Origin of the sequence: Methylocystis sp., from assembly GCF_021731785.1 — a bacterium.
Lineage (GTDB): Bacteria > Pseudomonadota > Alphaproteobacteria > Rhizobiales > Beijerinckiaceae > Methylocystis.
The window spans coordinates 1-3,998 of record NZ_JAKFWS010000033.1; the positions used below are offsets into that span (position 1 = coordinate 1).

The 3,998-nt window shown below is 62.6% G+C and carries 5 protein-coding genes; all 5 read right to left on the reverse strand.

Annotated features, from left to right (window positions below):
* Nucleotides 1-796: glycosyltransferase family A protein (locus QZ964_RS06665; protein WP_292530182.1), on the reverse strand; the 796-nt coding region annotated here is incomplete at its 3' end.
* 33 nt (nucleotides 797-829) lie between these two features.
* Nucleotides 830-1,588, reverse strand: coding sequence for a cephalosporin hydroxylase family protein (locus QZ964_RS06670; RefSeq protein WP_292530184.1), 759 nt, complete (start codon nucleotides 1,586-1,588; stop codon nucleotides 830-832).
* Between the two features lie 12 nt (nucleotides 1,589-1,600).
* The gene (locus QZ964_RS06675) at nucleotides 1,601-2,806 is read right to left on the reverse strand and encodes a class I SAM-dependent methyltransferase (RefSeq protein ID WP_292530186.1); all 1,206 of its coding nucleotides are present in this window, start codon (nucleotides 2,804-2,806) and stop codon (nucleotides 1,601-1,603) included.
* On the reverse strand, nucleotides 2,803-3,756 hold the full coding sequence (locus QZ964_RS06680; RefSeq protein ID WP_292530189.1) for an NAD(P)-dependent oxidoreductase: 954 nt from the start codon (nucleotides 3,754-3,756) through the stop codon (nucleotides 2,803-2,805). Before QZ964_RS06680 ends, QZ964_RS06675 begins: the two co-directional genes overlap by 4 nt.
* Nucleotides 3,757-3,792: 36 nt before the next feature.
* A partial coding sequence (locus tag QZ964_RS06685) for a dTDP-4-dehydrorhamnose 3,5-epimerase family protein (RefSeq protein ID WP_292530190.1) occupies nucleotides 3,793-3,998 on the reverse strand: 206 nt, incomplete at its 5' end.

Below are 3,998 nucleotides of genomic sequence, written 5' to 3' on the forward strand. Positions count from 1 at the left end.
ACCCAGAAGGCAGATCGGGCACGCTTGGGTGCAGGCGCAGGCCGGCGGCGTCGTTATCGTCACGCAACGTTTGCGCGTTTTCATGCTTGCTGCGCAGGAAGCTGAACGCGATATGGTTGCTGGATGCCGAGAAGCCGCTGATCGACAGAGGCGCCGAGAGCGACAGATATTCTCCGGCCAAATAAGCGACGGCGAAGCTGGAATAGGTGTCGCAGTAGAAGCTTCCAAATACGTGGCCCGCACGCGCGCGTGTCGTCTCCAGAACCTCTCGCGCAACGCATCCGTGATAAATGTTCGGCAGGATCGTCGCCGGAGCGCTACCCGCTATAACGTCCCTCAACGCCTTGCGCCCATCGATCCGCTCATTCGTGCGTGCGAGGGGCGCTTGAAGATGATCCGCAAGGTCGGCGCGCGCGATATTCGGCCAGGAATAGATCGCGGCGTCCCAGCGGATCGCTTTGACGTTCTCGCGCGCGAACAGGCCCCGCAGCGTCGAAAAAGCGAACGGCATGAGCGAATCGTCGTCGCCGATATAGGTGACATATTTGCCGCGCGTCAGGCTGTAGGCAAGGTTCCAGTTATCGCGCATGGAAAGCGCGACGGGGGAACGGTGGTAGACGATCTTCGGCGAGTCGATTGCCTCGACGACCTCGCGAGTTTGCGTCGAACTACAATTGTCGCAGACGACGATTTCGTAGTCGTCAAAATCCTGCGCAAGGCACGCGAGAAGCGTCGAGCGCAATGTCGCCGCGCGCTCGCGCGTGGGAATAACGACGCTGAAATGCGGTTCGGTCATGCGCCCATTGCTCCGCTCATCCGCCTGGCTTGGCTACGAAACGCGTTTCAGCCAAGCGCTCGGCCAATGCGTGACATTGCCGTGCACCGTCGACTCGCTAAACTTCCATGCCGGCTCCTCGATCACGAAGTTGGCATTGCTGCGCGCGAAATCCTCGGCCGCATTGGCGGGATTATCGGACGCCCAATGCGCATGGCCGCGTGGCGTCTCCACGAGGTCGCGCATCACGCCGTCGGTCGCGATGATATAAGACCCTGGAGTGACGAGCGGACTGTAGGCGGCAAGCTCCGCGGCGACATGCGCGTAGCTGTGATCGGAATCGAGCACCACCAATACCTTGTCGCCCGGTCGAACCATATCCTTGACCTTGTCGACGATTTCCGGAGCGGTAGAGGAACCCTCCAGCAGCGTGATCATCCCGCTCAATGGGTGCTGTTCGATGCGGGCGCGGTTCTTCGGTCGGATTTCGATATCGACGCCGATCACGCGGCCCCTATCGATCAACTTGCATAGACTTGCGGAAAAAATCAGCGATCCGCCATGCGCTACGCCCGTCTCGATAATCACGTCGGGTTTAAGATCGAACACCACTTCCTGAAAGCGGATCATGTCGTCGGGCAACTGGATGATCGGGGCGCCGAACCAGGTGAATGTATAGTTGTATTTCTGATTCCAACCGACCTTTACCCAAAGGTCGCGCGCGATCGCAAACCCTTCATCAGAGTAAAGCGGAATCCTCCGCTCGTCGTCGACGATGATTTCCTGCTTGTTCGTGTCGATCTCGATCTTCATCGTCTGTTCCTGTCAGAATTCGCCGAGGCATAAAATTTCGGCGCGCTTGCCCATCCGTTCGATGTCCCGCGCGATTTCGGCTTTGTAATTCGGATTCATTACGATCACCACATCGCCGCCGCGCAGCGCCTCCGGCGCCGCGATGGGCAGGCCGGTCACGGGCATGAACCGGCCGGCCTTATTCGGATTGATGTCGATCGCGCCCCTCAGCCATTTGGCGTCCGGGTCGACGAGCGCCGCAAACGTCACGCCTTTCGATGACGCGCCCCACAGCCATACGTCTGATGCGCCCGCGCGCGCTTCGACCAGCGAACGCCAGGCGTCAATGATTTCCTTGCGGCGCTCGGCGAACCGCGCGGCTTCGGCGCCGAGCGCGCCAGGCGCCTCCGGCGAGCCTTGTCCCGCGGCCTTCCGCGCGTTCGGCCGCGCCTCGGCCTTCCGCGCGTTCGGCCGCGCCTCGGCCCACAGATACTGTTCGCCGAATACTTTCGAGATGCGGATCGGTTCGAAGCCGGCCGCTTCCAGAGCCGTCGCGATCGAATCCGGTGAAAACAGAGAACAATGCTCGTAAAACAGATCCTGCAACTGGAAATTCCGGAAGATCCATTCAACGTCGGGCGTTTCGAGAAAGAGCCGCGCCTCCTGGTCGTCGCTCATCGACGCGCGCATCGTCTCCAGGAACGCCAGCGGATCGGGCACATGTTCGATCGTATGGCGAGAGACGACCGCTTCGGCTGGCGCGCCGATGAGAGGCAGCGCTTGCGGACCGAAATAGTAATTGTGCAGGCGCACGCCCGAGATGTCGTGCTCGGCGCGCCAGGCGGGGTCAAACCCCGTCAGAGACGCGAAACGTGGCCGCGCCTCGCACGCCAACCGCGCGATAAAGGCGCCTTGTCCGCATCCAACCTCGACAAGATGCACCGGGCGTTGCGGCAGGCCCTCGAGGATCGCGCGCAGCATCGCGTCAGTATGTTCTCGAAAATGAGGCGACTGCATTTGGTCGTTATCATATGCTTCGTCGTAAATATTTCGCGTGCTGTCGAACGCGTCGTTCCACACGAAGCCGCAAGATTTGCACGCTCGCATGTCGAGCGCGCCTTCGGGCGCTGCGCGCGCGCTCGTCGCGTCGGGCCATACGCGGTTCTGCAGGACCGGCACGCGGGGGCGATGCTCGAAGCCGAGCGATTTCGTTCCGCGACAGACGGGACACATCGTCATGGCCGCTCCGCCAGTCGCGCGCGCCACCATGCGTAGGTTTCGGCGAGACCCTCGTCGAGCGTATGCGACGGTCGAAAACCCACTTCGTCACGCAGTCGGCGCACATCCGCGACAATGCGCGGCGGCTCATCGGCGCGGTCAGGGAGCGCGCCGACGCGAATAAGATCCGACCGGCCCGCGATCACGCCAAGACGCTCGGCGATGGACGCGACGCTCACTCCCTTGCCGCTCGCAATGTTCACAGCGCCCGTAGTCTCGCTTAGAACGAGCGCGGCGAGCGCGGCGCCAGCGTCGCGGGTATCGAGAAAATCGCGCACCGCAAGCCCTCGCGAAAGCGGCGCGGCTTCTCCGCGGGCAAGTTTCGCCGCGAGCGAAGCAACAAGCCGCGCCTCATGCTCGAAAGGCCCATAAAGATAGAAGAGGCGCGCCCACGCAAACGAAATATCGCCAAGCTCCTGCAGCACCCGGCGCGCCGCGTCCTTTGCGACGGCGTAAAGGGTCGCCGGCGCGATTTCGGTGGTTCCTTCGTCGCAGGTGCCGTCGTCCGGCCAGCGATATTCGAAACATGTCCCAACGCCAACGAAGCGCTGAACGCCGGCGTCAAGCGCGGCGCGAGCAAGAAGCAGCGTCGCGGCGGTCCAATCGAGATTGTCTCGGCTGGTCCAAAATGCGCCGTGTTCGACGTTCCACGCCAGATGGAGCACGGTATTGGGTCGCACTTGATCGATCAGCGCGCCAGCCGCGCCGGGCGCGCGCAAATCTCCCCCATAGGCGACGACGTCCCCTTCGATTTTCTCGGGGCGTTGAGCATGCGCGTGAACCTCGACGCCCGCGCGAGCCAGCGCGCCGATCGTCTGCCTACCGACAAATCCCGAAGCGCCCGTCACCAGAACCCGCAACGCGAACCCCTCTCCCCAGGCGCAAAGCGTTTGCACGTGCGACGAACGCATACAGAATCGGGACGCCGGCGGCAAATCCCTGTCGTTTCAGCCGACCCACGGACTTGGCCAGGCGAGATCGGCCTCGCCGATCACGGCGGGAAGGGCCGGCCAGCTAATCGCAAATCCCGGATCGTCGTAGCGCAGCCCGCGCGCCTGACCGCCCACGAACGGCCGGCTCATCTGATAGAGCACATCGGTGTCGGGTTCGAGGGTGAGAAAGCCATGCGCGCAGCCTTCGGGAATGAACAGCG

Bases quoted from the DNA above. Each gene is read 5' to 3' on its own strand.
- QZ964_RS06680 (WP_292530189.1), bottom strand. From the start codon at position 3,756: ATGCGTTCGTCGCACGTGCAAACGCTTTGCGCCTGGGGAGAGGGGTTC.
- QZ964_RS06675 (WP_292530186.1), bottom strand. From the start codon at position 2,806: ATGACGATGTGTCCCGTCTGTCGCGGAACGAAATCGCTCGGCTTCGAG.
- QZ964_RS06670 (WP_292530184.1), bottom strand. From the start codon at position 1,588: ATGAAGATCGAGATCGACACGAACAAGCAGGAAATCATCGTCGACGAC.